The organism is Pseudoxanthomonas sp. OG2 (assembly GCF_014192765.1).
Lineage (GTDB): Bacteria > Pseudomonadota > Gammaproteobacteria > Xanthomonadales > Xanthomonadaceae > Pseudoxanthomonas_A > Pseudoxanthomonas_A beigongshangi.
In genome coordinates this window covers 1,499,938-1,525,663 of the sequence record NZ_JACHYM010000001.1, presented here as the reverse complement: position 1 = coordinate 1,525,663, position 25,726 = coordinate 1,499,938, and the positions used below count along the sequence as shown (strand labels likewise).

At 67.3% G+C, this 25,726-nt stretch carries 30 protein-coding genes, 1 tRNA gene and 1 pseudogene; 19 read left to right on the top strand and 13 right to left on the bottom strand.

Features of this window, described 5'->3' with window-relative positions; genetic code table 11:
* Positions 1-62 precede the first annotated feature (62 nt).
* The 6 genes and pseudogenes from FHW78_RS07205 to FHW78_RS07180 all read right to left on the bottom strand — a co-directional run.
* A pseudogene (locus FHW78_RS07205) lies at positions 63-347 on the bottom strand (Na+/H+ antiporter subunit G); the annotation flags it as partial.
* The gene (locus FHW78_RS07200; RefSeq protein ID WP_141455545.1) at positions 344-628 is read right to left on the bottom strand and encodes a K+/H+ antiporter subunit F; all 285 of its coding nucleotides are present in this window, start codon (positions 626-628) and stop codon (positions 344-346) included. The pseudogene FHW78_RS07205 and the gene FHW78_RS07200, both read right to left, overlap by 4 nt.
* Positions 625-1,110 (bottom strand): Na+/H+ antiporter subunit E, encoded by a 486-nt coding sequence (locus tag FHW78_RS07195; protein ID WP_183639203.1) that lies wholly within the window; start codon positions 1,108-1,110, stop codon positions 625-627. The genes FHW78_RS07200 and FHW78_RS07195 overlap by 4 nt, the downstream gene beginning before the upstream one ends.
* The gene (locus tag FHW78_RS07190) at positions 1,110-2,645 is read right to left on the bottom strand and encodes a monovalent cation/H+ antiporter subunit D (protein WP_183639201.1); all 1,536 of its coding nucleotides are present in this window, start codon (positions 2,643-2,645) and stop codon (positions 1,110-1,112) included. Before FHW78_RS07190 ends, FHW78_RS07195 begins: the two co-directional genes overlap by 1 nt.
* Positions 2,642-3,037 (bottom strand): Na+/H+ antiporter subunit C, encoded by a 396-nt coding sequence (locus FHW78_RS07185; protein ID WP_183639199.1) that lies wholly within the window; start codon positions 3,035-3,037, stop codon positions 2,642-2,644. The genes FHW78_RS07190 and FHW78_RS07185 overlap by 4 nt, the downstream gene beginning before the upstream one ends.
* Positions 3,037-5,871, bottom strand: a complete 2,835-nt coding sequence (locus FHW78_RS07180; RefSeq protein ID WP_183639197.1) for a monovalent cation/H+ antiporter subunit A — start codon at positions 5,869-5,871, stop codon at positions 3,037-3,039. Before FHW78_RS07180 ends, FHW78_RS07185 begins: the two co-directional genes overlap by 1 nt.
* Positions 5,872-5,995: 124 nt before the next feature.
* Between FHW78_RS07180 and FHW78_RS07175 the strand changes: the two genes are divergently transcribed.
* The gene (locus FHW78_RS07175) at positions 5,996-6,865 is read left to right on the top strand and encodes a nucleoside-diphosphate sugar epimerase (RefSeq protein WP_225562315.1); all 870 of its coding nucleotides are present in this window, start codon (positions 5,996-5,998) and stop codon (positions 6,863-6,865) included.
* A 16-nt stretch (positions 6,866-6,881) separates the two neighbouring features.
* Here the strand turns inward: FHW78_RS07175 and FHW78_RS07170 are convergent, their stop codons facing one another.
* From FHW78_RS07170 to FHW78_RS07160, 3 genes are all read right to left on the bottom strand, one after another.
* The gene (locus FHW78_RS07170) at positions 6,882-7,361 is read right to left on the bottom strand and encodes an Mpo1-like protein (protein ID WP_183639193.1); all 480 of its coding nucleotides are present in this window, start codon (positions 7,359-7,361) and stop codon (positions 6,882-6,884) included.
* Between the two features lie 91 nt (positions 7,362-7,452).
* Positions 7,453-7,788, bottom strand: a complete 336-nt coding sequence (locus FHW78_RS07165; protein ID WP_183639191.1) for an SMR family transporter — start codon at positions 7,786-7,788, stop codon at positions 7,453-7,455.
* Positions 7,789-7,915: 127 nt separating this feature from the next.
* Positions 7,916-8,842 carry a phosphoribosylaminoimidazolesuccinocarboxamide synthase gene (locus tag FHW78_RS07160; RefSeq protein ID WP_183639189.1) on the bottom strand — a complete coding sequence of 309 codons (927 nt, stop codon included), beginning with the start codon at positions 8,840-8,842 and terminating at the stop codon, positions 7,916-7,918.
* 185 nt (positions 8,843-9,027) lie between these two features.
* Between FHW78_RS07160 and FHW78_RS07155 the strand changes: the two genes are divergently transcribed.
* The 10 genes from FHW78_RS07155 (at position 9,028) to FHW78_RS07110 (ending at position 17,629) form a co-directional block, all read left to right on the top strand.
* Positions 9,028-9,354, top strand: coding sequence for a DnaJ domain-containing protein (locus FHW78_RS07155; protein WP_141455554.1), 327 nt, complete (start codon positions 9,028-9,030; stop codon positions 9,352-9,354).
* Positions 9,355-9,396: 42 nt separating this feature from the next.
* Positions 9,397-10,068 carry a ribulose-phosphate 3-epimerase gene (gene rpe / locus FHW78_RS07150; RefSeq protein WP_141455555.1) on the top strand — a complete coding sequence of 224 codons (672 nt, stop codon included), beginning with the start codon at positions 9,397-9,399 and terminating at the stop codon, positions 10,066-10,068.
* Between the two features lie 446 nt (positions 10,069-10,514).
* Complete coding sequence (gene yegS, locus FHW78_RS07145; protein WP_183639187.1) at positions 10,515-11,447, top strand: lipid kinase YegS; 933 nt, start codon at positions 10,515-10,517, stop codon at positions 11,445-11,447.
* Positions 11,448-11,731: 284 nt separating this feature from the next.
* Positions 11,732-13,207, top strand: a complete 1,476-nt coding sequence (trpE, locus tag FHW78_RS07140) for an anthranilate synthase component I (protein WP_183639185.1) — start codon at positions 11,732-11,734, stop codon at positions 13,205-13,207.
* A gap of 37 nt (positions 13,208-13,244) precedes the next feature.
* Complete coding sequence (locus FHW78_RS07135) at positions 13,245-14,003, top strand: SIMPL domain-containing protein (RefSeq protein WP_225562314.1); 759 nt, start codon at positions 13,245-13,247, stop codon at positions 14,001-14,003.
* Positions 14,004-14,049: 46 nt separating this feature from the next.
* Positions 14,050-14,628 (top strand): aminodeoxychorismate/anthranilate synthase component II, encoded by a 579-nt coding sequence (locus FHW78_RS07130; RefSeq protein ID WP_183639181.1) that lies wholly within the window; start codon positions 14,050-14,052, stop codon positions 14,626-14,628.
* A 52-nt stretch (positions 14,629-14,680) separates the two neighbouring features.
* On the top strand, positions 14,681-15,721 hold the full coding sequence (gene trpD / locus FHW78_RS07125) for an anthranilate phosphoribosyltransferase (RefSeq protein ID WP_183639179.1): 1,041 nt from the start codon (positions 14,681-14,683) through the stop codon (positions 15,719-15,721).
* 2 nt (positions 15,722-15,723) lie between these two features.
* A complete protein-coding gene (locus FHW78_RS07120) occupies positions 15,724-16,065 on the top strand; it encodes an antibiotic biosynthesis monooxygenase (RefSeq protein WP_183639177.1) in 342 nt (113 codons plus the stop codon).
* Between the two features lie 50 nt (positions 16,066-16,115).
* Positions 16,116-16,910, top strand: coding sequence for an indole-3-glycerol phosphate synthase TrpC (trpC, locus tag FHW78_RS07115; RefSeq protein WP_183639175.1), 795 nt, complete (start codon positions 16,116-16,118; stop codon positions 16,908-16,910).
* Entirely contained in the window at positions 16,907-17,629 is a 723-nt protein-coding gene (locus FHW78_RS07110; RefSeq protein WP_183639172.1) for an HAD-IB family phosphatase, read from the top strand. Before trpC ends, FHW78_RS07110 begins: the two co-directional genes overlap by 4 nt.
* A gap of 15 nt (positions 17,630-17,644) precedes the next feature.
* Here the strand turns inward: FHW78_RS07110 and FHW78_RS07105 are convergent, their stop codons facing one another.
* The 3 genes from FHW78_RS07105 to crp all read right to left on the bottom strand — a co-directional run bounded on the left by FHW78_RS07105 (position 17,645) and on the right by crp (position 19,629).
* On the bottom strand, positions 17,645-18,019 hold the full coding sequence (locus FHW78_RS07105) for a zf-TFIIB domain-containing protein (RefSeq protein WP_183639170.1): 375 nt from the start codon (positions 18,017-18,019) through the stop codon (positions 17,645-17,647).
* A gap of 67 nt (positions 18,020-18,086) precedes the next feature.
* Positions 18,087-18,836, bottom strand: coding sequence for a sulfite exporter TauE/SafE family protein (locus tag FHW78_RS07100; RefSeq protein WP_183639167.1), 750 nt, complete (start codon positions 18,834-18,836; stop codon positions 18,087-18,089).
* 106 nt (positions 18,837-18,942) lie between these two features.
* Complete coding sequence (gene crp / locus FHW78_RS07095; protein WP_141455566.1) at positions 18,943-19,629, bottom strand: cAMP-activated global transcriptional regulator CRP; 687 nt, start codon at positions 19,627-19,629, stop codon at positions 18,943-18,945.
* Between the two features lie 182 nt (positions 19,630-19,811).
* On the opposite strand from crp, the gene speD reads away from it, so the two are divergent.
* Both speD and sugE read left to right on the top strand, forming a co-directional pair.
* Positions 19,812-20,606 (top strand): adenosylmethionine decarboxylase, encoded by a 795-nt coding sequence (speD, locus tag FHW78_RS07090; protein WP_141455567.1) that lies wholly within the window; start codon positions 19,812-19,814, stop codon positions 20,604-20,606.
* 181 nt (positions 20,607-20,787) lie between these two features.
* The gene (gene sugE, locus FHW78_RS07085; protein ID WP_183639165.1) at positions 20,788-21,108 is read left to right on the top strand and encodes a quaternary ammonium compound efflux SMR transporter SugE; all 321 of its coding nucleotides are present in this window, start codon (positions 20,788-20,790) and stop codon (positions 21,106-21,108) included.
* A gap of 186 nt (positions 21,109-21,294) precedes the next feature.
* On the opposite strand, the gene coq7 is transcribed toward sugE, so the two are convergent.
* Complete coding sequence (gene coq7 / locus FHW78_RS07080) at positions 21,295-21,939, bottom strand: 2-polyprenyl-3-methyl-6-methoxy-1,4-benzoquinone monooxygenase (RefSeq protein ID WP_183639163.1); 645 nt, start codon at positions 21,937-21,939, stop codon at positions 21,295-21,297.
* 222 nt (positions 21,940-22,161) lie between these two features.
* Here coq7 and rplM point away from each other — a divergent pair, with 222 nt between their 5' ends.
* The 6 genes from rplM to maiA all read left to right on the top strand — a co-directional run bounded on the left by rplM (position 22,162) and on the right by maiA (position 25,719).
* Positions 22,162-22,590: a 50S ribosomal protein L13 gene (rplM, locus tag FHW78_RS07075; RefSeq protein WP_141455570.1), complete on the top strand. Its 429-nt coding sequence runs from the start codon at positions 22,162-22,164 to the stop codon at positions 22,588-22,590.
* 2 nt (positions 22,591-22,592) lie between these two features.
* On the top strand, positions 22,593-22,985 hold the full coding sequence (rpsI, locus tag FHW78_RS07070; protein ID WP_141455571.1) for a 30S ribosomal protein S9: 393 nt from the start codon (positions 22,593-22,595) through the stop codon (positions 22,983-22,985).
* A 21-nt stretch (positions 22,986-23,006) separates the two neighbouring features.
* A tRNA-Gln gene (locus FHW78_RS07065) sits at positions 23,007-23,081 on the top strand.
* A gap of 93 nt (positions 23,082-23,174) precedes the next feature.
* On the top strand, positions 23,175-23,912 hold the full coding sequence (locus FHW78_RS07060; protein WP_183639161.1) for a 2OG-Fe dioxygenase family protein: 738 nt from the start codon (positions 23,175-23,177) through the stop codon (positions 23,910-23,912).
* A gap of 58 nt (positions 23,913-23,970) precedes the next feature.
* Positions 23,971-24,960 carry a fumarylacetoacetate hydrolase family protein gene (locus FHW78_RS07055; RefSeq protein ID WP_183639159.1) on the top strand — a complete coding sequence of 330 codons (990 nt, stop codon included), beginning with the start codon at positions 23,971-23,973 and terminating at the stop codon, positions 24,958-24,960.
* Positions 24,961-25,059: 99 nt separating this feature from the next.
* A complete protein-coding gene (gene maiA, locus FHW78_RS07050; protein WP_141455574.1) occupies positions 25,060-25,719 on the top strand; it encodes a maleylacetoacetate isomerase in 660 nt (219 codons plus the stop codon).
* Positions 25,720-25,726: the final 7 nt, after the last annotated feature.

Genomic DNA, 25,726 nt, shown 5'->3' with positions numbered 1-25,726 from the left:
TGCGCGGGTTCGCCCGCCTGTCCATCGGTCTGGCCGGGTTCGGGTGGGCGCGTGGCCATCTTCAGCGACAGCGCGGCCTTGGCCATCAGGTGCGCGCTGATCGGCGCGGTGATGAACAGGAACGCGGTGACCAGCAATTCACGCGGTTGCGGATCGTGCCCCAGTGAAGCGTGGTAGCCGACCGAGGCCAGCAGCACGCAACCCACGCCCAGCGTGCTGGCCTTGGTCGGGCCATGCAGGCGCTTGAAGAAATCCGACAGCTTGGCCAGTCCGTAGGAACCGACCAGGATGAAGAAGCTGCCGACGGCCAGCAGCGTCGCGAGCAGTACGGCGATCAGCATGTTCATTCGACGATGTCCCGGCGCAGGATGTACTTGCTCAGCACCACGGTGCCGACGAAGCCGAGCATCGCGATGATCAACGCGGCCTCGAAGTAGATTGGCGTGTCCAGGTGCATGCCGAACAGCATCAGTTCGGCGATGCCGGCCACGAACAGGGTATCCAGCGCGAGAATCCGATCCGGCACGGTCGGCCCGCGCAGCAGGCGCCACAGCGCCAGCAGCATGGCCAGGCCGACCACGTGCATGGAGCCGACGATGGCCACGGCGACGATGGATTCGGGCGTCATGGGAATATCTCCATCAGGGGCGCTTCGTAGCGGTGCTTGATCTGGGCGACTACCGCTTCCGGATCCTTCAGATCGAACACGTGCACGAGCAGATGGCGGCGGTCGTCCGACAACACCGCCGACAGGGTGCCGGGTGTCAGGGTGATGATGCTGGTCAGCGCGGCGATGCCATGGATGTTGCCGATGTCCAGCGGCACCCAGACGAAGCCGGGCGTGATCGCCGACTCCGGTCCCAGCACGCGGCGCGCGACTTCGATGTTGGAACGGACAATGTCCCAGCCCAGCACCCACAGCATGCGCGGCACCTGGCGCAGGCGGCCGATCCGGGCGAACTCGCGATCCAGGCGCGCGGCGAACAGCGGGATGACGATCGCCAGCACCACCGCCAGCACGGCGTGCCCCCAGCTGAGCGCCGAGTTCATCAGCAGCCAGAAGCAGAAGATCGTCAGGCTCAGCGGCCAGGAAGGAATCCAGCGCTTCATCAGGGTTTCCTCATCGCCGGCAATTGCGCGCGTACCTGTTCCACATAGTCGGCCGGCGACAACAACTGGGCGGCGGCGGCTCGCGTGTAATCCAGGATCGGGGCGGCGGCCAGCACCATCGCCACGCCGTAGCCGAGCAGCAGCACGGTGGCGGCGGTTTCCAGCGTGCGCGCCGGCGCCGCGATCGTGCCCGATGGTGCGGGAACCTGGGCGCCCGGAGGCACCCGCCAGAACAGCCGCGTGCCCGCGCGCGCCATGCCGACCAGGACCAGGAAACTGCTCACCAGCAGCGCCGCCCAGATCCAGCGTTGTTCGACCGTGGCCATCAGCAGCGCCAGCTTGCCGATGAAACCCGACAGCGGTGGCAGGCCGGCCAGCGATACCGCCGCGATCAGGAACATCAGACCGGGCAGGGTCTTGGACGGCACCGGCAGTCCGCGATCCCCGCGATCGCCATCGACGCCGCGCTGGCGCCGGACCAGATCCGCGATCAGGAACAGCGACGCGCCGGCGAAGGTGCTGTGCGCCAGGTAGTAGAGTCCCGCGCCGATGGTGCCTTCGCGGGCCAGCGCGAAGGCGATGAACAAGGTCGCCGCCGACACCAGCACCAGGTAGGCCGCCAGCGCGCGCAGCCTGACCGCTGCCATCACTCCCAGCGAGGCCAGGGCCAGCGTGATCACGCCGGCCGGCAGCAGCCAGTCCCAGGCGAATCCAGCCAGCGCGCCGGCCGACGCGCCGAACAGCAGCAGGCATACCCGCAGCACCGCGTACAGGCCGACCTTGGTCATGATCGCGAACAGTCCCGCGACCGCGGCCGGTGCGTGGGTGTAGGTCTGCGGCAGCCACAGGTACATCGGCAGCAGCGCCGCCTTGGTGCAGAACACCAGCAGCAGCAGGCCGGCGGCGGCCTGGATCAGCGGCAGATCGGCGGCCGGCGCCTGCGCGATCTTCGTCGACATCTCGGCCATGTTGAGCGAGCCGAGCAGCGCGTACAGCAGGCCCAGCGCCATCAGGAACAGGGTCGAGGCGGCGATGTTGACGCTGACGTAGTGGAAACCGGCGCGCATGCGATCGCCGCGCCCGCCGCTGAGCATCAGTCCATAGGAGGCGATCAGCAGCACTTCGAAGAACACGAACAGGTTGAACAGATCGCCGGTCAGGAACGCGCCGTTCAGGCCCATCAGCTGGAACTGGAAGAAGGCGTGGAAATGCGGCGCGCGCCGATCCCAGCCGGCGCCGGCGTGCAGCAGGCAGGCCACCGCCAGCAGCACCGACACCAGCACCATCATCGCCGACAGGCGATCCACCATCAGGCTGATGCCCAGCCGCGCCGGCCAGTCGCCGAGCAGATAGACCAGCACCGTGCCGTCTGCGACCGCGCGCAGCAGGCACACCGCCACCAGCACCTGCGCGGCCAGCGAGACACCGGCAATCAAACGTTGCGGCACCATGCCGAAACGGCGGTGCTCGGCGAACAACGCCAGCGCCGCGGCGAACAGCGGGACCAGGATCGGCAGCAGCGGCAGGTGGCTCATGCCTTCCTCCGCCGGTCTTCGTGGTAGCTGTCCACGCGCGCCTCGTGCAGGCGTTCGCCGGCGGCGCCGTCGACGTGATCGCTGCCGTTGTCGGCGCGGCTGCGGATCGCCAGCACGATGCTGACCGCGGTCATCGCGAACGCGATCACGATCGCGGTCAGCACCAGCGCCTGCGGCAGCGGGTCTGTGTAGTAGGCGAGGGTGGTCGCCACGCCGTCGCGCAGCACCGGCGGCTTGCCGGCCACCACACGGCCACCGGCGAAGATCAGCAGGTTGGTGGCGTAGGAGAGCAGGGTCATCCCGAGGATGACGTCGAAAGTGCGCGCGCGCAGCAACAGGTACACGCCGGAGGCGGTGAGCAGGCCGATCGTGCTGGCCAAGGCGAGTTCCATCAGCGTTCCACCTCGCCGGTCCGGAGTGAGCGCCGGTCAAGATCGATGACACCATCGCGCGCTTCCCGCGTGCGCGAGGGTTTGATCGTGCCCAGCATCGAGAGAATCAGCATCGCGCCGCCGAACACCACCAGGTAGACGCCGGTGTCGAACACCATCGCGCTGGTCAGCTCCAGGTCCCCGATCAGCGGCAGCGTCCATACGACGTGGCCGCTGGTGAGGAACGGGTACCCCAGCAGCAGCGGCGCGACCCCGCCCAGCCCCGCCACCAGCAGGCCCACGCCGATGCAGCGCACGTAATCGAAACCGAAGCGCGACTCGACCGAGGCGGCGCCCTGCATGACGTACTGCATCAGCAGCGGCACCGCCAGCACCAGACCGGCGACGAAACCGCCGCCGGGGGCGTTGTGCCCGCGCAGGAACAGGAAGAACGAGACGGTGAGCGTCAGCGGGAACATGATCTGGGCCAGATCCGCCGGCACCGGCAGTGGAATCGGCGGGCCGGGCATGATCTTCTCCGGCGCCATCCGCGCGCGCCGCAGCAGCGCATGCACCAGCAGGGCGGCGATGCCGAACACCGTGATCTCGCCGAAGGTATCGAAACCGCGGAAATCGACCAGGATCACATTGACCACATTGTGGCCGAACGCCTCCGGCAACGAGCGCGCCAGCATTTCCTCGCCGATGCCGCCGGCCGGCCGGGTCATCGCCGCGTAGGCCAGCACCGCCACGCCGGTACCGGCGACCAGGGCGATCACGATATCGCGCCAGCGCCGCGCCGCGTTGCGCTCCGGCGGCGAGCGGAACGGCAGGTAATGCATGCCCAGCAGCAGCAGCGGCAGGCTGACCATTTCCACCAGCAACTGGGTCAGCGCCAGATCCGGCGCCGACAGGAACACGAAGGTCAGGCTGACCGCCAGTCCCGCGCCGCCCAGCAGGATCAGCACCACCAGGCGCTGCCGGTACCAGCGCAGCGAGGTGATCGCGCAGGCCGCCAGCACCAGCCACAGCACCCAGCCCAGCGGCGGCATCGGTTGCGGCGCGCGCCATTCGATGGAAGCGCCGCCGGACAGGAACGGCGCCAGTCCGACCGCGATCGCCGCCAGCACCAGCCAGGCCAGGCTGCGCTGCAGGCTGCCGTTGGCGATGCGCCGGGTCAGCCGCTGCGCCAGCGCGAACAGCGCCTCGACGTTGAACAGGAAGATGCGCCGTCCCAGCGACTGGCGGACGATCGCGTGCAGATCCAGCAACCGGCGCAGGCCGAAATACAGCGCCACGCCGCCGACCAGGCTGACCACGCTCATCAGCAGCGGCAGGTTGAAGCCGTGCCAGACCGCCAGGCTGTAGGTCGGCGCGGCGGCGCCGAGCGTGCCGCGCACCGCCGCCTCCAGCACCGGGGCGATGGTCCAGGCCGGGACGATGCCCACGATCAGGCACAACACCACCAGGATCTCGACCGGGATCTTCATCCAGCGCGCGGGCTCGTGCGGCTCGTGCTCCAGCGCGCGGGGGCCCTTGCCGAAGAACGTGTCGTGGACGAAGCGCAGGCTGTAGGCGACGCCGAAGATGCCGGCCAGCACCGCGACCAGGCTCATCGCCGAGCGCATGGTCGCGTGCGCGTCGCTCATGTCCAGCGTCTCGGCGAAGAACATTTCCTTGGACAGGAAACCGTTGAGCAGCGGCACGCCGGCCATCGCCAGGCTGGCGATGATCGCCAGCGCGCTGGTGAACGGCAGGTAATGGCGCAGGCCACCGAGCCGGCGCATGTCGCGGGTGCCGGTCTCGTGATCGATGATGCCGGCGGCCATGAACAGCGAGGCCTTGAACACCGCGTGGTTGAGGATGTGGAACAGGCCGGCGACCACCGCCATCGGGGTGGAGAGGCCGAACAGCAACGTGATCAGGCCCAGATGCGAGATGGTCGAATAGGCCAGCAGGCCCTTGATGTCCTGCTGGAAGATCGCCTGCCAGGCGCCGATCAGCAGCGTCGCCGCGCCGATCGCGCTGACCAGGTAGAAGAACAGTTCACTGCCGGCCAGGGCAGGGTGCAGGCGCGCCAGCAGGAACACGCCGGCCTTCACCATCGTCGCCGAATGCAGGTAGGCCGAAACCGGCGTCGGCGCGGCCATCGCGTGCGGCAGCCAGAAGTGGAACGGAAACTGCGCGCTCTTGGTGAACACGCCCAGCAGCACCAGTACCAGGGTCAGCGGATACAGCGCGTGCGCGCGGATCTGCGGGCCGGCGGCGAGCACGTCATCCAGTTGGTAACTGCCGACGATATGGCCCAGCAGCAGCGCGCCGGCCAGCAGCGCCAGGCCGCCACCGCCGGTGATCGCCAGCGCCATGCGCGCGCCCTCGCGGGCGTCCTGGCGCTGGTGCCAGTAACCGATCAGCAGGAACGAACTGATGCTGGTCATCTCCCAGAACACCAGCAACAGGATCAGGTTGCCGGCCAGCACCACGCCGAGCATGGAGCCCATGAACAGCAGCAGGTACGCATACAGGCGCACCGCCGAATCGCGCGGGCTCAGGTAGTAGTGCGCATACATCACCACCAGCGCGCCGATCGCCAGCACCAGCCCGGCGAAAGTCCAGGCCAGGCCGTCCAGGCGCAGGCCGAAGGCGAGGCCAAGCTGGGGAATCCAGGGATGCTCGGCGCGCACGACGCCGCCTTGCAGGATCTCCGGCGTCATCGTCGCCAGCAGGCCCAGGCCCAGCAATGGCGCCGCGCCGGCCAGCCAGGCCGCCATGCTGCGCGACTTGGGTCGCCACAGTGCGATGAGCAGGGCGATCAGGAACGGCAGGCACAGGAGCAGGTCGAGAGATGCGGACACTCGTCGGACTTCGATGGCGGGTGTTGACCCGAGTTTAACAGGGCAACGCACGCGGAATGGCGGCTTCGCTATGCTTTGCACCGGTTCCGGCCATCTCGTTCATCCACGGGGAAACGTGCATTCCATGTCTTCGCAGTCCCGCAGCGCCCTGATCTTCGGCGGCACCGGACAGATCGGCGCGGCCCTGCTGGCGCGTCTGCGCGCGGCGGGTTGGCGCAGTTACGCCGTGTCACGGCAATCGCGCGAGCAACAGTCCGGCGTTCACTGGTTGCGAGGGGAGTTCGACGCGATGCCGGAACTCCCCGAGCGGGTCGACGTGATTTTCAGCACTGGTCCGCTGGATCGTTTTTCACATTGGTACGCGGACGCGCGAATGGCATGTCCGCGCGTGGTGGCCTTCGGGTCCACCAGCGTCGAGACCAAGCACGCTTCCGCCGACAGTGGCGAGCGTGATTTGGCCGGACGCCTGCGGGATGCCGAAGCGCGGGTGTTCGGGACGGCGACGCTGCGGGGGGCGCAGGCCACGGTGCTGCGTCCCACGCTGGTCTATGGCGCGGGCAGCGACCAGACCCTGTCGCGAATCGCGGCGATGGCACGGCGCAGCGGATTCTTCGTGTTGCCTGCCAATGCGCGCGGGCGGCGCCAGCCGGTCCATGTGGCGGACCTGGCCGCGGCCGCCCAGGCGGTGGTGGATGTGGCGGCCACGCACGCCAAGGCCTATGCGTTGCCCGGTGGCGAAACCGTGGTCTATCGCGAAATGGTCCGACGCACGCTGGCCGCGCTGCAGCCTCCGCCGCGCCTGATCGTGCTGCCGTCGCCGCTGTTTGCCGCCGCGGTCCTGGCGGCGCGCGCGAGCGGACGCTTGCAGGGCCTGACGGGTGCGGCGGTGGCGCGTATGCGCGAGGACCTGGTGTTCGACGCCGGGCCGGCGCGACAGGATTTCGGCTACGCGCCGCGCGGTTTCCAGCCGGATGCGGACATGCTGCCGCGCTGAGCGCGGCGCATCCCGATCAGTAACGCCAGCCCATCACCCGGTAGAACTTGGCCAGGACCCAGGCCGGCCCGATCAGCAGGTAGGTGAGATCGGTGAGGAAACTCGGTTTGCGGCCTTCGATCTTGTGGCCGATGAACTGCGCGATCCAGGCGACCACGAATACGCCCAGGGCCAGCCAGAACAGGTTCGCGACCCCCAGCATGCCTTCCAGCCAGCGGGTCAGCCAGGCCATCGCCACGAAGATCGCCAGCATGCCCAGGCCGAGCGGGCGCGACATCCGGTTGTAGAACATCCACGCACCGAACATCGCCAGCGCCGCCCAGATGCCGGACTTCATCCAGGTGCCGAACACGGGGATGCACCACAGCAGCGCGACCACCGTCCACAGGATGGCGGGGACGGCGAAGAGGTGGATCTTCTGGTTGGTGACGTTCTGGTGGTCGCCGGAGTAACTGGCGAACCAGCGGTCCACCGGGCGTTGCGCGGTCGCGTTCATGCATCCCTCCCGAGGATGTCGATGCGGCAGGGTATGGAGCATAGCGCAGGCGCGGGCGGCGCGCGTCGCCACCCGGCCCCGGGTGGGCGGACTAGTGGGTGGAAACCCGCGAGAACAACTGGATGACCGCGACCCCGGCCACGATCAGGCCCATGCCGAGCACGGCGGGCAGGTCGAGCGCCTGCTTGAGCACCAGCCAGCCGACCAGGGCGATGAGGACGATGCCGGCGCCGGACCAGATCGCGTAGGCGACCCCGACCGGAACGGTCTTCATCACCTGCGACAGGCAGTAGAAGGCGATGCCGTAGCCGGCCGCCACCAGCAGCGAGGGGCCGAGGCGGGTGAAGCCCTCCGCCGATTTGAGCGCGCTGGTGGCGATGACCTCGGCGACGATGGCGACGGCCAGGTACAGGTAACCCGGATTCATGGCGGCGGGACAGGCGGCGTGCGCGGCACGGGACCGGGATGCTAGCCCACGCCGCGGTGAACGCCGCCCGACCGGCCCGCGGCCCGAACCGCAGGAACGGGCTCTGGGTGCGGGCTTTTGCCTGCGATCAATCCAGCCGCAGATCAGCCAGCCGCAGCAGCGCTTCGGCGTACTTCGCGCGGGTGCGTTCGATGACTTCGGCGGGCAGGCGCGGGCCCGGCGCGGTCTTGTCCCAGTCCAGCGTTTCCAGGTAGTCGCGCACGAACTGCTTGTCGTAGCTCGGCGGGCTGGTGCCGACCTCGTACTGATCCGCCGGCCAGTAGCGCGAGGAATCGGGGGTCAGCATCTCGTCCATGATGTACAGGCGGCCGTCGGCGTCGGTACCGAACTCGAACTTGGTGTCGGCCAGCAGGATGCCGCGCTCGGCCGCGTACTCGGCGGCGTAGCGGTAGATGCGCAGGGTGGCGTCGCGCACGCGCTCGGCCAGTTCCGCGCCCACGGTCTTGACCATCGCGTCGAAATCGATGTTCTCGTCGTGGTCGCCGACCGCCGCCTTGGTGGAGGGCGTGAAAATCGGTTCCGCCAGACGTTCGGCCTGGCGCAGGCCGTCGGGCAGCTCGATGCCACTGACCTTGCCCGTGCGCTGGTAGTCCTTCCAGCCGCTGCCGATCAGGTAGCCGCGGGCGATGGCTTCCACCGGCACCGGCTTGAGCCTGCGGGTCACCACCGCGCGCTTCGCGTACAGCGCGGGATCCACGCCTGCGGGCAGCACGCTGGCCACGTCGATGCCGGTCAGGTGGTTGGGCAGCAGGTGGGCGGTCTTGGCGAACCAAAAGTTGGAGATCTGGCAGAGCATCTCGCCCTTGCCGGGAATCGGATCCGGCAGCACCACGTCGAACGCGCTGAGGCGATCGGTGGCTACCATCAGCAGGTAGTCGCCAGGCGGCGCGTCGGCGGGCAGACGCTCGCGGGGAATGTCGAATACATCGCGGACCTTGCCGCGGTGGCGCAACGGCAGGCCGGGCAGATCGGATTGAAGCAACGTCGTCGGCACAAATACTCCTCGGGGAGTCCGGATTTCGGTCGGAAGGGCGCGCGCAGCGCACCCGAAGTCCTCCCCGCTCCGTGTCCCGCAAGCCGCCTGGGCGTGCCCGGAACCCGGCCGGGCCGCGTAGTGTACGGCGATGCCGGGCCGCTGTGCCGTAAAATGGCCGCCAATTTCACGGAAACCCCGCCCGGATGAAGCGCTGGTACGGCAAATTGCTCGGATTCATCGCCGGCTGGCTGCTGATGCGGCACCCGGTGGGCGGCCTGATCGGGCTGCTGATCGGCCATGCCTTCGACGAGGACTGGTTCAAGCTGTCCCGGGACAACCCCTACCGGGTGTTCAACCTCACCAGCGACGCCACCGACGCCGAGATCGACCAGGCCTACCGCCGGCTGATTTCCCAGTACCACCCCGACAAGTACGCGGGCGCCGCCGAGGAACTGCGCCGCCAGGCCGAGCGCAAGGCCGGCGAAATCAATGCCGCCTACGACCGCATCAAGACCCTGCGCCGGCGCTGAACGCGCCGCGCCTTCCCGCCGCACCGACCCGACGAGAGCCCCATGTCCGATTGCCTGATTGCCCCCTCCATCCTGTCCGCCGACTTCGCCAGGCTGGGCGAGGAAGTCGACAACGTGATCGCCGCCGGCGCCGACTGGGTGCACTTCGACGTGATGGACAACCACTACGTCCCCAACCTCACCATCGGCCCGATGGTATGCCAGGCCCTGCGCAAGCACGGCGTCACCGCGCCGATCGACGTGCACCTGATGGTGGAACCGGTGGATCGGATCATCCCGGACTTCGCCGAGGCCGGCGCCAGCATCATCAGCTTCCATCCCGAGGCCTCGCGTCATGTCCATCGCACGGTGCAGCTGATCAAGTCGCACGGCTGCAAGGCCGGGCTGGTGCTGAATCCGGCCACGCCGGTGGACGTGCTGGACTGGGTGCTGGCGGACCTGGATCTGGTCCTGCTGATGTCGGTGAATCCCGGCTTCGGCGGCCAGGCGTTCATTCCTTCCGCGCTCGACAAGCTGCGTGCGGTCCGCGAAAAGATCGATGCCTCCGGCAAGGCCATCCGGCTGGAAATCGACGGCGGGGTGAAGGCCGACAACATCGGCGAAATCGCCGCAGCCGGCGCCGACACCTTCGTCGCCGGCTCGGCGATCTTCAACGCGCCGGACTACGCCGACGTCATCCGCCGCATGCGCGAAGCCGTCGCCGCCGCCCGCTGAGTAGAGCGGAGCTTGCTCCGCTGTGCGAGGTTTGGTTCCGCACGAAGAGCAGCCGAGCAAGCTCGGCTCCACGTAGACGGTAGAGCGGAGCTTGCTCCGCTGCCCCGGCCGTCAAATCCCGGCCAAGAAGAAAGGCGGTGGCCAATGGCCACCGCCTTTCGGAAAATTGGAGGCTGATCCTGCCTCCGCCCATCGTCCCTGCTATGACTTTCTACGCTACCGGCGCCGGATGACACCCGGATGACAGCCGGGCCTCATCACGGCAGTTCAGGCGGTTGCGCAATGTGCGCCGGGATCGACCCAAGCGGGAACGAAAGCAACGGCACCTGCACGACTGCCCGCGACCGCTGCCGGGCAGGCATTCCGCATCCTCCCCGCGCCCACGCGTTAACCTGCCGGTGCGCGTGACCTGCTAGCGTTCCCCATCCCCTTCTTCATCCTCCTTCATGCAGACAGCGCGCTGGCGTCTCATCCTCAATGGCAAAGCGGCGGGCGACGATGCCCTGCGCGCGGCGGTCGCGCACTGGCGCGAACGCGGGATCACGCTGGAAGTGCGGGTGACCTGGGAAGCCGGCGACGCCGAACGCCACGTATCCGAAGCAATCGCCGAAGGCGTGGACACGCTGGTGGCCGCCGGAGGCGACGGAACCCTGAGCGAGGTGGCGACCGCCCTGGCCCATCGCGAGGAAACCGCCGACGCGCTTCCCACGCTGGCCCTGGTGCCGATGGGCACGGCCAACGACTTCGCCGCCGCGGCCGGCATCCCGCCCGAGCCCGGAGACGCGCTGGGACTGGCGGCCGCCGAACCCGCGGTGCCAATCGATCTGCTGAGGATCGAAACTGGCGACGAGGTCCATTGGTGCGCCAACCTGGCCAGTGGCGGGTTCGGCACGGAAGTGACCGTGGAAACCGATGAAGGCCTGAAGAAAGTGCTGGGCGGGCTGGCCTATCTGGTCACGGGGATTGCCCGCCTCGGCCGCATCGAGCCGATCGTGGCGGAACTGCGCGGCCCGGATTTCGCCTGGGGCGGCGAGTTCATCGCCCTGGGCATCGGCAACGGGCGCCAGGCCGGCGGCGGTCAGGCGCTGTGTCCGGATGCCGTCGCCAACGACGGACAACTCGATCTGACCATCGTGCCGACGCTCAACGGGGAAGTGGGCGCGACCGTGGGAACCCTCCTGACCCATGGCAAGCGCGAGGCGCTGGAGCGGATCGCCACGCATGCGCGCCTGCCCTGGGTCGAGTTGTCGGCAGCCGAACCCATCACACTCAACCTCGACGGCGAACCGGTGCGTTCACGGCATTTCCGCATCACCTGCGTCCCCGGCCGTCTGCGCATGCACCTGCCACCCGACTGTCCGCTGCTGGCGCACGGCTGACCCAGCGTTCGCTGGATGGCGACGGATTTCGCGTCGGACCATATCCAGCCTCCACCAGAGGACGATTTAAAGTCCGCCTCCCACCATCCCAGCGAAAGCCGGGACCCATTTCCACCCAGTGATCCGCAGCCCCGAGGACTGGCCCCGCGGCCCGGCCATCGGGTAGAGTAGCCCCGTGTTCAGCCAGACGACCCCGCTTTCCGTTTCTTCCGCACGCCGCTGCTGGCGATGGTGGCCCGTTGCCGTCGTCTGCCATGCCCCCGCGTCCCGGAAGGAAAGCCGTCTTGATTTCGCTCGAGCAGTTCCAGCGCCACGCCGCTGAAGGTCACACCCGCATCCCCGTTGTCCGTGAAGTGCTGTCCGACCTGGACACGCCGCTCTCGGTCTACCTGAAACTCGCCGACGCCCCGCATACCTACCTGTTCGAATCGGTGGAAGGCGGCGAGCGTTTCGGCCGCTATTCGATCATCGGCCTGCCGGCGCGGCGGGTGATCAGCTTCCGCGGGCACACGCTGGAAATCCGCGAACGCGGCGAACTCGTGGAACGCCGCGAAGTGGCCGACCCTTTCGCCGAGATCGAGTCCCTGCGCGCCGCGCATACCGTGCCGCGACTGGAAGGGCTACCCGGTTTCACCGGCGGGCTCGTGGGCTGGTTCGGTTTCGAGTGCATCGGCTATATCGAGCCGCGCCTGAGCGGCGGCGACAAGCCCGACGAACTCGATACCCCTGACATCCTGTTGATGCTGTCGGAAGAACTTGCGGTGTTCGACAACCTCAAGGGGCGCCTGTACCTGATCGTGCACGCCGATCCGCGCGAGGACGGCGCCTGGGAAGGCGCGCAGGCGCGCCTGGACGCGCTCACCGCCAAGCTGCGCCAGCCCGGCGCGGGCTATCCGGCGCCCATCACCCGCGATGTGCTGGATGAAAGCCACTTCGTCTCCGGCTTCACCCGCGAGGGCTTCATCGCCGCGGTGGAAAAGTCCAAGGACTACATCCGCGCCGGCGACATCTTCCAGGTGGTGCTCTCGCAGCGGCTGAGCGTGCCGTTCAGCGCGCGTCCGGTGGACGTGTACCGCGCCCTGCGTGCGCTGAATCCGTCGCCCTACATGTATTTCCTCGATGTGGGCGACGTCCAGGTGGTCGGTTCGTCGCCGGAAATCCTGGTACGCCTGCAGGACGGCGAGGTCACCGTGCGTCCGATCGCCGGCACCCGTCCACGCGGCCGCACCCACGACGAGGACCTGGCGCTGGAAGCCGAGCTGCTGGCCGATCCCAAGGAGCGCGCCGAACACTTGATGCTGATTGACCTCGGCCGCAACGATGCCGGCCGGGTCTCCGAGGCGGGGACCGTGCAGGTGGGCGAGCAGTTCGTCATCGAACGCTACAGCCACGTCATGCATATCGTCAGCGAGGTGACCGGCCGGCTGCTGCCGGGCCTGAGCTATGCCGACGTGCTGCGCGCGACCTTCCCGGCCGGCACCGTCAGCGGCGCGCCGAAGATTCGCGCGCTGGAAGTGATCCGCGAACTGGAACCGATCAAGCGCAACGTCTACGCCGGCAGCATCGGCTACATCGGCTGGCATGGCGATGCCGACACCGCCATCGCCATCCGCACCGCGGTGATCAAGGACGGCCGCCTGCACGTGCAGGCCGGCGCCGGCATCGTCTACGACTCGGATCCGGACAAGGAATGGGACGAGACGATGAACAAGGGCCGCGCGCTGTTCCGCGCGGTGGCCGAAGCGGCGAAGGGATTGTGAGAATCCACGGGACGAAGGAGCTGTACCGATGCGAATGATGAATCGATTGTTGTGGGCGATAGTGTTCCTGTCCGCCCCGATGCTGGCCGCCGCGCAGATGAATGCCTTGCCGGCCCTGCCGCATCTGTTGGTCAAGGGGCAGGGCACGCGCACGGTGGTGCCGGATCGCTTCACTGTTTCCCTGGACCTGCAGGTGACTGACCTGGACACCGACGCCGCCAGGCGGAAGGTGCAGGCCAGCGCCGCCCAGGTCATCGAGGCCTTCAAGCGCAATCAGGTGATCGAAGACTCCCTGCAGGCATCCTCCCTGAGTGTTTCCCCTGACTATGATTGGCGCGACAACAAGCGGGAGTTCAAGGGAAGCCAGGTGCGCCGGAAGGTCCTTGGAACCTTTTCCCGGTTGGAAGATACGCAGGCTTTCCTGGCGCAAATCAAGGCCAGTCCCGAGCTCCAGATCGCCAGTCTCGAACCGGGCTACTCCGCAGAGGCCAGCTTGCGCGGGCAGCTCAAACGCGAAGCCGGTGAGCAAACCCGGCATACGGCCGAGCAGCTGGCCAAGGCATACGGTACCCGGATTCGTGGCCTGTACAGCATTTCCGATGTGGCCCCGGATTTTGCCTATGGCGTGCAAGCGGGAACATGGCCCAGTGGTCCCGTGGCGGCCATGGAGCCCAGGCCGGCCGATACCTACCTGCCGCCGGCCCCCGCGGCACCGCCGCTGCAGGCGGAAAGCCTCGCGGCCGGCACCCTCACCTTCACCGAAAACGTGTACGCGATCTTCCTGATCGCACCCTAGCCCCCCGCATTCCTCTTTCCATCGAAATGAAAGAGGGGAGTTCCGCATGCTCCTGATGATCGACAACTACGACAGCTTCACCTACAACCTCGTGCAGTACCTGCAGTCGCTGGGCGCCGAGGTGAAGGTGGTGCGCAACGATGCGCTGACGGTGGACGAAATCGTGCGGCTCGCGCCGGAACGCATCGTCATTTCGCCCGGTCCGTGCACGCCCAACGAGGCCGGTGTCTCGCTGGACGTGATTGAATCGCTGGGACGGAATACGCCGATCCTCGGCGTGTGCCTGGGCCACCAGAGCATCGGCCAGGCCTACGGCGGCAAGGTGATCCGCGCCGGCCAGATCATGCACGGCAAGACCTCGCGCATCCGTCACGAGGGTCGGGGCGTGTTCGCCGGTTTGCCGGATGCCTACGAGGCCACCCGCTACCACTCGCTGGTGGTCGAGCGCGGCTCGCTGCCGGACGCGCTGGAGATCACCGCCTGGACCGAGAACGAGGACGGCTCGTTCGAGGAGATCATGGGACTGCGTCACCGGGAGTTCCCGGTGGAAGGCGTGCAGTTCCACCCCGAGTCCATCCTGACCGAGCATGGCCACGCCCTGCTCAAGAATTTCCTTGAACGATAGCGCCACCGGTCGGCCGCCCCACGCCGCCAACCAGCCACGCGGGAATCACACCATGCCCCTTACCCCCCAGGAAGCGCTGCAACGGACCATCGAGCACCGCGAGATCTTCCACGACGAGATGGTCGACCTGATGCGCCAGATCATGCGCGGCGACGTGTCGCCGACGATGACCTCGGCCATCCTCACCGGCCTGCGGGTCAAGAAGGAAACCGTCGGCGAGATCGCCGGCGCCGCCACGGTGATGCGCGAGTTCTCGCGGCCGGTGCCGATTGCCGACACCCGCCATCTGGTCGATATCGTCGGCACCGGCGGCGACGGCTCGCACACCTTCAACATCTCCACCTGTTCGATGTTCGTGGCCGCGGCGGCCGGCGCCAAGGTCGCCAAGCACGGCAACCGCAGCGTGTCCTCCAAGTCCGGCAGCGCCGACGTGCTGGAAGCACTGGGCGCGGCGATCGAACTGCAACCGGAACAGGTGGCGAGTTCCATCGAACAGGCCGGCATCGGCTTCATGTTCGCGCCGGTCCATCATCCGGCGATGAAGGTGGTCGCCCCGGTCCGCCGCGAAATGGGCGTGCGCACGATCTTCAACATCCTCGGTCCGCTGACCAATCCGGCCGGCGCGCCCAACATCCTGATGGGCGTGTTCCATCCCGACCTGGTCGGCATCCAGGCGCGGGTGATGCAAGAACTGGGCGCCGAACGCGCGCTGGTGGTGTGGGGCCGGGACGGCATGGACGAACTGTCGCTGGGCGCGGCCACCCTGGTCGGCGAACTGCGCGACGGCGTGGTGCGCGAGTACGAAGTGCATCCGGAGGATTTCGGCATCGCCATGTCCGCCAGCCGCAACCTGCGCGTGGCCGATGCCGCCGAGTCGAAGGCGATCCTGCTGGGCGTGCTGGACAACAAGCCCGGACCGGCACGCGATATCGTCGCGCTCAATGCCGGGGCGGCGCTGTACGTGGCCGGCGTGGCCGGCAGCATCGAGGACGGCATCGTCCGCGCACGTGAAGCCATCACCGACGGTCGCGCGGCCGCGCGGCTGCAATCCTTCGTCGAGACCACCCGGCGCCTGGCCGGGGAAGGGAAGTAGACATGGCAGGCAACGGTTTCGCCCAGCTCCCCAAGCCGCCGTACTACGCGGTGATCTTTTCCTCTCAACGCAACGGCCAGGATGATCCGGGCTATGGCGCGATGGCCCAGCGGATGGTCGAACTGGCCGTGCAGCAGCCGGGCTTCCTGGGCATCGAGTCGACCCGGGGGGCTGACGGCTTCGGCATCACCGTGGCGTACTGGGACAGCGAGGACGCGATCCGCGCCTGGCGGCAGCACGCCGAGCACACCGCGGCGCGGGAGCAGGGCCGGCGCGACTGGTACGATCACTTCGAACTGCGCGTGGCCAAGGTGGAACGCGCCTACGGCTGGGATCGCGGCTAGGACTTCCCGCGCCGCCGCACCACCGAAGACTGGACATTGATCGGAACCCCATGAGCGACATCCTCAACACCATCCTCGCCCGCAAGACCGGGGAAATCGCCGAGCGCAGCGCCCGCGTGCCGCTGGCCGAACTGGTCGCGCGTGCCGCCGACGTGCCCGACACGCGCGGCTTCGCCGATGCGCTCAACGCGATGATCGCGCAGGGCGACCCGGCGGTGATTGCGGAGGTGAAGAAGGCCAGTCCGTCCAAGGGCGTGATCCGGCCCGACTTCCGCCCGGCCGACATCGCGGTGGGCTACGAGTTCGGCGGCGCGGCCTGCCTGTCGGTGCTGACCGACGTGGATTTCTTCCAGGGCGCCGACGACTACCTGCGGCAGGCACGCGAGGCCTGCACGCTGCCGGTCCTGCGCAAGGACTTCACCATCGATCCCTACCAGGTATACGAAGCGCGCGTGCTGGGGGCCGACTGCATCCTGCTGATCGTCGCCGCGCTGGATGACAACCAACTGGTCGATCTGTCCGGCCTGGCGATGCAGCTGGACATGGACGTGCTGGTGGAAGTGCACGATATCGACGAACTGGAGCGTGCCCTGCAGGTGCCGGTGCCGCTGGTCGGCATCAACAACCGCAACCTGCGCACCTTCGAAGTCTCGCTGGAGACCACGTTGGCGATGAAGGACGCGGTGCCGCGCGACCGGCTGCTGGTGACCGAGAGCGGCATCCTGGTACCGGACGATGTGGCACGGATGCGCGCGGCCGGGGTCAACGCGTTCCTGGTCGGCGAGACCTTCATGCGCGCGGACGAACCGGGCGAGGCGTTGCGTCAGCTATTCTTCGCGTCATGAGCGATCTTTCCTACCCGAAGCCGCGTCCCGAGGCGCCGCTGGTGGTGTTCGATTTCGACCATACCCTGTACGCCGGCGATTCCGGCGGCCATCTGGTGACCTGGCTGATCAGGCGCAACCCGCTGCGTGCCGCCGTGGCGATCCTCGCCTCGGTGGTGCTGGGCCCGATGGTGGCCTTCCTGCCAACCCGCCGGCATGGCATTTCCGGCTACATCTGGATCGGTACCTTTGGCCTGCATGGGCGCCGAAGCTTCGACTCATTGATCGATCGCTACGTCGCCACCCATCGCGAGGAAGTGCGGCAGCGACTGCTGCCGGTGGCGCTGGAGGTATTCCGCCAGCATCGCGCGTCCGGTGACCGGGTGGTGGTGGCCACCGGCGCACCACCGGAACTGGCGCGGGCGATCCTCAGCTTCGTCGCCCACGAGGACGTGCCGGTGATCGGCACCGCGGTGGGGCCGCGCCTGGGCGCGGTGGTCGCGACCCGTCATTGCCACAACGAGGAAAAGATGCGGATGTTGCGCGAACGCGGCTATGGCGAAGTCGCCGTGGCCTATTCGGACAGCAGCGCCGATCTGCCGCTGCTCAAGGCCGCGCGCGCCCCGGTGGTGGTCAACCCGAAACCTGGCCGGATCGAAATGTTCCGGCGGGTATTGCCGGCCGGCACGCCGATCCTCAACTGGGGCTGCCGTGATCGCGGTGGCGAGCCGGTGTCCTGACGGAACGGGCGAAACTTACAGTCGCTCGGGAGCGTTCCAATCCCTGATCAGGTCCATCAGGTCGTGATGGACGAAATCCTGGTACTCGCCGGCGTCATAGAACCGCCCGTAGCAGTTCTTGCAGCTCTCGAACCAGATGTGCGGCTGCTGCGGATCGACCATGCGCACCAGATCCCAGTGGCCGATGCAGACGGGGCACTGGATGCGGTCGACGTCGTTGCATTTTTCGCCCTGCGCCGGATCTCCGGTATCGATCTCGTCCACGCGCTCCTTCAGGAGTTCATGGGTACGCATGTCGAACCACAATCCCTTGCAGTGCGTGCAGCGGTGCACGTCGGCCTCGGGCAGGTTCAGTCGCTCCATCGCGTGGTGGCACTTGGGGCATTGCATGGCGGGGCGGCTCGCGGCGGGAAACGTGGCGGATACGTTAGCGGGCGCGGCCCGGCTTGCCCAGCGCTCAGAACAGCCAGGCCGCGCCGATGTGGTACAGGCTGATGCACAGGACCAGCACGCCCACCACGGTCAGCACGACGCGCTCCGGCACATGGCGCACCAGATAGGCCGCCAGCGGTGCGGCGAGCACGCCGCCGATCAGCAGGCCCAGCACGATTTCCAGGTGCTGCAGGCCGATGGTCAGGAAGAAGGTCAGCGAAACGGCGAGGGTGATGACGAACTCGGCCGCGTTGACCGTGCCGATGGTGGTGCGCGCCTTGCCGCCGCCGGCAAGCAGGGTGGAGGTCGCCAACGGGCCCCAGCCGCCGCCGCCGCTGGCATCCAGCAGTCCGGCGAAAAAGCCCAGCACGGGCACCCGCTGGATCTGCTTTTTCGGCATGAAGCGGCCGAACGAGCGCAGCAGGATCAGGATCGACAGCAACAGCAGGTACAGGTAGACGAAGGGACGGATGGCCTCGCCGGGCAGCCGGGTGAGCACGTAGGCGCCAATCACCCCGCCGAGCGCGCCGGACAGGGTCAGGCGCCAGAACAGGCGCTTGTCGATGTTGCGGAAATAGGCATGCGAGGCGCCCGAGACGCCCGTGGTGAAGACCTCGGCCGTGTGGACGCTGGCGCTCACCGCCGCCGGCGGCAGGCCCATGCCCAGCAGGATCGACGAGGAGACCAGCCCGAAGGCCATGCCCAGCGCGCCATCCACCAGTTGCGCGCCCAGGCCGATGAGGATGAACCAGTAGAACTCGCTTCCAAACGCCATCCAGCGCTTCCCGTGGGGCAGGAATGCCCAGTTTGCGCGGTCAGGATAACCGGAGGCGGGGAGGCCGGGTCCATCTGGACCCGGCGGAGCAAATCAATGTGACCCGTCAGCGCGTGCCGTACAGCACCACGGTCTTGCCGCGCGCATGCAGCGTACCGTCGGCCTGCAGCTTCTTCAGCACGCGGCCTGCCATCTCGCGGGAGCAGCCCACCAGACGGGCCAGTTCCTGGCGCGACACGCGCAGCTGGGTACCCTGCGGATGGCTCATCGCCTCCGGCTCGCGGGCCAGATCGTGCAGGGTGCGCACGATGCGGTCGGTGACGTCCAGGAAGGCCAGCCGGCTGGCTTTCCTGCTGGTATCCAGCAACCGGCGCGAAAGCTGAGCGCCGATGGCGTAGAGCAGCTTGGGCGCATCCGCCGACAGCGAGCCCAGGAACAACTGGTGCAGGCGCTCGTAGCTGATCTCGGCTAGTTCGCACTGGGTCCGGGTCCGCAGGATGACTTCCCGCCGGTCGGACTCGATGAACAGGCCCATCTCGCCGACGAACTCGCCGCCGCCGAAATAGCCGAGCACCAACTCGCGGTCGTCATCTTCTTCCGTGATGATGCTCACGGAACCGCTGACCACATAGTAGAGTGTGCCGGCGGGATCCCCCGGGCGGAACACATCGGCCCGAGCGGGATAGCGCCGGCGATGGCTGTGGGCGAGGAAACGCTCGATCGTGGCTGCATCCGGCGTCAGCGGGCTGGCGGCGGTGCGAGCGGGGGCGGAAAGAGGCAGGCCAGGGCTCATGATGGTCGGGGCGGTGAATTCAGGAAGCTTAGTCCCAATACGCCCCGGACGGCAAACCCGGGCCATGCAAGCGCCGGGCCAAACCCGCGTCGGCCGGCCGTCGGCCCCGGACATTTCGTTGTCACGTCGTTTGCCCCATAATTCCGCCCCTTCCCCATTACCCCCAAAGAGGGACCGCTGCCGTGGTAAAACCACTGCCTCGCCTCAGGCTGCAAGGTTTCAACAACCTCACCAAGGCGCTGAGCTTCAACATCTATGACGTGTGCTACGCCGTTTCCGAAGACGAGCGCCAGCGCTACATCGAATACATCGACGAAGAGTACAACGCCGATCGCCTCACCCAGATCCTGACGGATGTGGCGGAGATCATCGGTGCCAACATCCTCAACGTGGCCCGCCAGGACTACGACCCGCAGGGTGCGTCGGTGACGATCCTGATCTCCGAAGAACCGGTGATCGACAAGAAGCAGGCAGGCAAGGAGATCATCTCCGACGCGGTGGTGGCGCACATGGACAAGAGCCACATCACCGTGCACACCTATCCGGAGACCCATCCGCAGCACGGCATCGCCACGTTCCGCGCCGACATCGACGTCGCCACCTGCGGCGTGATTTCGCCGCTGAAGGCGCTGAACTACCTGATCGAGAGCCTGGAGTCCGACATTGTCATCATGGACTACCGGGTGCGTGGCTTCACCCGCGACGTGAAGGGCAAGAAGCACTACATCGATCACAAGATCAACTCGATCCAGAACTTCCTGGCGAACAACATCAAGTCGCGCTACGAGATGTTCGACGTCAACGTCTACCAGGAAAACATCTTCCACACGAAGATGCACCTGAAGGACTTCGATCTGGATCAGTACCTGTTCGAAGAGAAGGCCAAGAACCTGTCGTTCAAGGAACGGATGAAGATCGAGGCGCTGCTCAAGCGCGAGATCGAGGAACTGTTCCACGGGCGCAACCTGTCCGAGTAATCGGCGGGCCCGCGCCGGTTACATCCGGTTCGGGCGCGCGGGTTCACACTGGCGCGCAAATCAGGCGGGACGACCCGCCCGCGGCCCGCAGGCCGCGAAAGCAGGACCGACGGCGGTCCGGAGCGAAAGTTCCGGGCCGCTTTTTCGTTGGCGGCCCGGGCACAACCTGGAGGAAAGACGTATGGCGTGGGTATATCTGGTGCTGGCCGGCCTGCTGGAAGTGGTGTGGGCGATGGGCCTGAAGTATTCGGAAGGTTTCAGCCGGCTGTGGCCGAGCCTGATCACGGTGGTCGCGATGGTGGCCAGCTTCTGGCTGCTGGCGACGGCGCTCAAGCAGATCCCGCTCGGCACCGGTTACGCGATCTGGGTGGGCATCGGCGCCGTGGGCACCGCCCTGCTCGGCATGCTGGTGCTGAAGGAGCCGGCCACGGTGGCGCGGCTGGTCTGCATCGGCCTGATCATCGCCGGCATCGCCGGGCTCAAGCTCACCTCGAACGGGTAAGTGGCCCCGGGCGCCATCGCCGTTTCCGGCTGGCGCATGGCGATACGCCGTGGTCCCGGGCAAGGCCGGGACCCATTTGCCGTGACTCCAATCGGGACGGACGTGCCGGCGGATCCTGTCGCTTCAGGAAAGGGCGAGAAGCGGGGGGCGGGGCGGTGGGGCCGTAAAGATGGCTTTCCGGACCAGCTACAGGCGGTAGGCGACCGTCTTCATGAACCGCGAGGCGGCGGCCATCAGGGTGGGAATCGGCGGTGGCAACACCCGCGCGCCGGCCTGTTCGGCGTGCTCGGCGTGGCGGGCCTCGTCGGCCTTCATCACCTTGAGGATCTCGCGGCTGCGCAGATCCGCCTCCGGCAGGGTTTCCAGATGCTCGTCCAGGTGCGCTTCGACCTGGTGTTCGGTTTCCACCACGAAACCCAGGCTCCAGCCGTCGCCGCGCAGGCCCGCGAGCGCGCCCAGGGCGTAGCTGCCGCCGTACCAGAGCGGATTGAACAGGCTCGGCCGGCTGTCCAGTTCGCGCAGGCGGTCGGCGCACCAGGCCAGGTGGTCGGTCTCCTCCTGGGCGGCTTCCAGCAGGTGGGCCTTCGTCGCATCGTCGCGTGCGACGGCCGCCTGGCCGAAGTACAGGCCCTGCGCGCAGACCTCGCCGACATGGTTGATCCGCATCAGTCCGGCCGCGTGGCGGCGCTCGCCGGCGTCCAGTTCGACCTCCGGGGTGTCCCCGGCCGGGTTCGGGCGCTGCGCGGCCGGGCTGCCGAACACGGTTTCCAGGGCGCGCTGGGTCTCGATCAGGAACTGGTCCAGCGGGGTGTGCAGGCGGATCGGACGCATGGGACGGGCAGTGGCGAGTGGGGAGGACGGATTCTCGCCCCCGCCGCTTCCCCTGCCAACCCGGCGAGCGCCGCCGCCCGGATTCCGCCAGGGGGCCGACTTGCACGCCGCTCGACCGACCAGTACAATCCCGCTTCTTTCGCTCCACCCTTCACATCGCGTGGCAAAGTTCCGTCGGCGCCCGCCGGCGCAATCCGCCCGACCCACACCTAGAGTTCCGTCATGAAGACCTTCACCGCCAAGTCCGAGACCGTCCAGCGCGACTGGTATCTCGTCGACGCCACCGGCAAGACGCTCGGCCGTCTGTCCACCGAACTGGCCCGCCGCCTGCGTGGCAAGCACAAGCCCGTCTACACCCCGCACGTCGATACCGGCGATTACCTCGTCGTGATCAACGCCGAGAAGATCGCGGTGACCGGCAACAAGCTGGCGGACAAGAAGTACCACCGCTTCACCGGCTACATCGGCAACCTGAAGACGGAAACCCTGGCGCAGGCGCTGGAACGTCATCCGGAGCGCGTGATCGAGACCGCCGTGAAGGGCATGCTGCCGAAGGGCCCGCTGGGCCGCGACATGTACCGCAAGCTCAAGGTCTACGCCGGCCCGAATCATCCGCACGCCGCTCAGCAGCCGCAGGTCCTGGACATCTAATCATGGCTATCACTCAGAACTACGGCACCGGCCGTCGCAAGTCTTCCACCGCCCGCGTGTTCCTGCGCAAGGGCACCGGCAACATCACCGTCAATGGCCGTCCGCTGGACGAGTTCTTTGGCCGTGAGACCGCGCGCATGATCGTGCGCCAGCCGCTGGAACTGACCAAGAACACCGAGAATTTCGACATCGTCGCCACCGCTTCCGGCGGCGGTACCACCGGCCAGGCCGGCGCCATCCGCCTGGGCATCGCCCGCGCGCTGGTGGAATATGACGAAACCCTGAAGACCGAGCTGCGCAAGGCCGGCTTCGTGACCCGCGACGCCCGCGAGGTCGAGCGCAAGAAGGTCGGTCTGCACAAAGCACGTCGTGCAACCCAGTTCTCGAAGCGCTAAACTACGCTCCACACGTTTTACAGCCCCGTCGCCAAGCGGTAAGGCACCTGACTCTGACTCAGGCATTCGGTGGTTCGAATCCATCCGGGGCTGCCAATTCGAAGACCGGTCACTCTGGCCTCGCCAGGGAACCGGAATCCAGCAAAAGCCCGCCTCGTGCGGGTTTTTGCTTTTGCCGAGGACCATGCGATGGTCGCGACGTTCCTGCCGCCCTTCATTCCCGCCGCGCAACTGCTGCCGCAGATGCGCCAGCGCGGCTATGCCGTGCTCGAGCCGGCCGCCGTCGGCGAACTGTGCGGCTTTCCGGTCCCCGCCCTGGACGTGTTCAAGCCGGACTGGGACCACCTGGTGGTCGATGAGTATCTGAAGGACGGCGGACGCTATCGGCGACGGCGGCATTCCTGTTTCGTCGTCGAGGGCGATGAGTTGGGCCAGGCGCCACATCGCGCGCATTGGCAGTCGCTGGACTACAACGCGCTGCACGGTGGCATGCGCCGCTGGTTCGAGCCGATGCGGCCGGAAACCGCTGGCCATCCGCTGTGGCGGCATCTGCTGATGGCGCTGGGCCGGGTCTGCTCCGAGCTGAAAGGCGCGCGTGCCTGGTATGTCGAGGCCCACCAGTTCCGCATCGACACCACCGACGGCATCGGCCGCCCCACGCCCGAGGGCGCCCATCGCGACGGCGTGGATTTCGTGGCGGTGATGCTGGTGGATCGGGTCGGCATCAAGGGCGGCGAAACCCGGGTGTTCGAGGCGGCTGGCCCGGACGGGCAGCGCTTCACACTGGAAGCGCCTTGGTCACTGATGTTCCTGGATGATGCCCGGGTGATCCACGAATCCACCCCCATCCAGCCCGTTGAAGGGCAGGCGGGTCACCGCGATACGCTGGTACTGACTTTCCGCGCGGATGGCTTCCAGGGCGACTGACAGCGTGGCGCGCGGGTAGTTACAATTGAAACCATAATCAGCAGAGGTCCGCAGAGCGATGAAACTGGGTTCTTTGAAGGAAGGCGGCCGCGACGGCACGCTGGTGGTGGTGTCCCGTGACCTGGCCCGCGCCGTGCGCGCGACCGGCATCGCCGCGACCCTGCAGCAGGCGCTGGAAGACTGGTCCAATGTCGCGCCGCGCCTCAATGCCCTGTCCGAGTCACTCAACCATGGCGACGCCGACGGGGTGTTCGATCTGGATCACAAGGCGCTGGCCGCGCCGCTGCCGCGTGCGTACGAATTCGTCGACGGCAGCGCCTACCTGCCGCATGTCGAGCGGGTGCGGCGTGCCCGCAACGCCGAAGTGCCGGAAAGCTTCTATACCGACCCGCTGATGTACCAGGCCACCAGCGCCGGCTTCCACGGCCCGCGCGATCCGGTCCGGGTGGTCAGCGAGGACTACGGCATCGATCTGGAAGCGGAAATCCTCGTGGTCACCGACGACGTGCCGATGGCCGTCACTCCCGAGCAGGCGGCAGGACACATCCAGCTGATCGGCTTGGTCAACGATGTATCGCTGCGCAACCTGATTCCGCCGGAACTGGCCAAGGGCTTCGGCTTCCTGCAGTCCAAGCCGCGTTCGGCGCTGTCGCCGGTGTTCGTCACGCCCGACGAACTCGGTGACGTGTGGCGCGGCAACAAGGTGCACCTCCCGCTGCTGACCCATATCAACGGCGAATGGTTCGGCGCGCCGGAGGCCGGCGTGGACATGCAGTTCGACTTCGCCCAACTGGTCGCCCATGCCGCCAAGACCCGCCCGCTCTCGGCCGGCACCCTGGTGGGTTCGGGCACGATCGCCAACGAGGACGTCTCCAAGGGCGCGTCCTGCTTCGCCGAGCGACGCACGGTGGAGACCCTGCGGGACGGCAAGCCGAGCACGCCGTTCATGAAGTTCGGTGACGTGGTTCGCATTGAAATGCTGAATAGTGACGGCGATTCCATTTTTGGCGCAATCGAGCAGCGCATCGAGCCCCAGTCCTTGCCTTGAGCCGGCCGGAGAGCGCAAATGGACCAGACTGTCGCGTAGGGGGGCTCATGGGCGTTCGGCAACAGGGAAGGCAAAACAAAACGGAACGGAGTTTCCGCCATGGGTGAGCAACTGAAGCTCTATTCGTACTGGCGTTCCAGCGCGGCCTACCGCGTGCGCATCGGCCTGAACCTCAAGGGCCTGGCCTACGAGACGATTCCGGTCCATCTGGTCCGCGAAGGCGGGCAGCAGCACCATCCCGATTACGTCGCCAAGAATCCGCAGCACCTGGTACCCACCTTGCTGCACGGGACCCGGGTGATCCGGCAGTCGCTGGCGATCCTCGAATACCTCGACGAGGCCTGGCCGTCCCCGCGACTGCTGCCAATGACCGCGCGCGACCGGGCGCGGGTGCGCGCGCTCGCGCAGATGGTCACCAGCGACATCCATCCGCTCAACAACCTGCGCGTGCTCCAGTACTTCGAGAACACCTGGCATGTCCCGCATTCCGAGCGCGACGACTGGATCAAGCATTGGATCCTTGAAGGGTTTTCCGCGATGGAGACGCTGTTGTCAGGGGATGCGGCGACCGGCGCCTATTGCCATGGGCAGACGCCGGGCATGGCCGATTGCTGCCTGATCCCGCAGATCTTCAATGCCCGCCGGTTCGGCGTGGACATGGAGGCGTTCCCGACGCTGGTCAGGATCGAACAGGCCTGCCTCGCGCTACCGGCCTTTGACCTGGCGCGCCCGGAAAAGCAGCCCGACGCACAGCCCTGAGGCGGCC